Source organism: Stenotrophomonas sp. SMYL20 (assembly GCF_036320045.1).
Lineage (GTDB): Bacteria > Pseudomonadota > Gammaproteobacteria > Xanthomonadales > Xanthomonadaceae > Stenotrophomonas > Stenotrophomonas maltophilia_A.
The window spans coordinates 169,430-171,022 of record NZ_JAWIRT010000009.1; the positions used below are offsets into that span (position 1 = coordinate 169,430).

Here is a 1,593-nt window from a genome sequence, read left to right on the forward strand (position 1 = left end):
TCTGGGGCCGCGGCCGCCCAGGAACCGTTCGCCCGACCCCCCCCCCCGGCGGGCCCCCCCCCCCCCCCCCCCACTACCGGTTACTTGCCCAGCCGGGCGACCAGCGCCTGCAGGGCATTCTGCGCATCCGGGGCGAACCAGGCCTCGACGAAGCGGTCGAGCTGGATCAGGTCCGGGTGCAGGGCTTCGTGCAGGTCGGCACGGGCAATGGCGCGGGTCAGCAGCATCGGCTGGCGCGGCTGCTTGAGCAGGTTCTGCAGCCAGGCGATGGCGCGCGCCACCACCAGGTCGCCTTCGGCCAGTTCATCGACCAGGCCGATCTGCAGCGCCTGTTCGGCCGGCACCAGCGAGCCGGTGGTCAGCAGGACGCCGGCGCGGTGTACGCCCACCGCGCGGCGCAGCAGGCGCTGGATGCCCTCCGGCGCGATCAGGCCCACCTGCACTTCGTTCAGGCCGATGGCATACGGCCGCGACGGATCGGCGCTGTGCGCCATCACCCGGTAGTCGCAGCACAGGGCCAGCACGCAGCCGCCCGCCGGTGCGTGGCCGGTGATCGCCGCGACCACGGGGATCCGGCTCTCGGCCAGCGTGCGCACGGCGCCAAAGAAGGCGTTCCAGGTGTCCAACAACTTGTGCTTGTCATCACCATGCGAGAGCAGGTGCGGCACGTCCATACCGCCGGTGAAGATGCGCTCGCTGCCCGACAGCACGATGCCGTGCGCGTCTTCGGCCATGGCCAGCTCGATGGCATGGATCAACTGCCGGCACAGTTCGGTGTCCAGTGCGTTGACCGGTGGCCGCGCCAGGCGCAGTTCGCGGATGGGGCCATGGTTGATCACCTCGATGAGCGTCGTCATGCTGCGGTCTCGTTGCGAAGAAGGAACCTGGGCGATGATAACCAAACCATTCGTTGGCGTACTGTTGGTTCTGTGTGCGGCCGCAGCATCGGCGTCGGCGGCGGAACCGGACTGCGTCACGGTGGAGCAGGGCTGGGCGCGGTTGCCACCGAATCCGGCGATGCCGATGACCGCCGGCTACGGCGTGATCCACAACGGCTGCAGCAAGGCGGTGGCGATCACTGGCGCGACCAGCAGCAGCTTCAATGATGTGTCGCTGCACGAAACCACGATCACGGATGGGGTCAGCCGGATGCGCGCGATCGAGCGTCTGCCGCTGGCGCCGGGCGCGCGCGCCGAGCTCAAGCCCGGTGGCCTGCACCTGATGCTGATGCAGGGCAAGGGCGCGTTGAAGGAAGGCCAGGCGCTGCCGCTGCGGCTGCAGCTGGAGGGCGGTGGCGAAGCGAGCGCGACGTTGGTGGTGCGCAAGGCCGCGCCGTAAGCGCGCGGGGAAACGGGACGCTGCTGCTGACGCAAGGGGTTGGGATGGCCGTCGTAGCGTCGAGCTTGCTCGACGGCCCCGGCCTGCAGCAGTCGAGCAAGCTTGTATGTTCCTCCCGGCTCCTACGCGGTATGTAGGAGCCAGGGTGGAGGGACCGTCAAGCATGCATCTGCGGATACTAGCCGACAGACGAGTCGAGCGATCCCCATCCCGCACACGAACGTCGATAAAGGATCGTACGGCCCCCAAAGGGGA

At 68.7% G+C, this 1,593-nt stretch carries 2 protein-coding genes; one reads left to right on the plus strand and one right to left on the minus strand.

The genetic code is table 11. The features are described 5' to 3' along the window. Positions 1–80: 80 nt before the first annotated feature. Positions 81–857 carry an enoyl-CoA hydratase/isomerase family protein gene (locus V3B48_RS09175; protein WP_329893577.1) on the minus strand — a complete coding sequence of 259 codons (777 nt, stop codon included), beginning with the start codon at positions 855–857 and terminating at the stop codon, positions 81–83. A gap of 34 nt (positions 858–891) precedes the next feature. Here V3B48_RS09175 and V3B48_RS09180 point away from each other — a divergent pair, with 34 nt between their 5' ends. After that, positions 892–1,338, plus strand: a complete 447-nt coding sequence (locus V3B48_RS09180) for a copper chaperone PCu(A)C (RefSeq protein WP_149909378.1) — start codon at positions 892–894, stop codon at positions 1,336–1,338. The last annotated feature ends 255 nt before the right edge of the window (positions 1,339–1,593 follow it).

Coding starts and splice junctions, on each gene's coding strand:
- V3B48_RS09175 (WP_329893577.1), bottom strand. CDS start 857: ATGACGACGCTCATCGAGGTGATCAACCATGGCCCCATCCGCGAACTG.
- V3B48_RS09180 (WP_149909378.1), top strand. CDS start 892: ATGATAACCAAACCATTCGTTGGCGTACTGTTGGTTCTGTGTGCGGCC.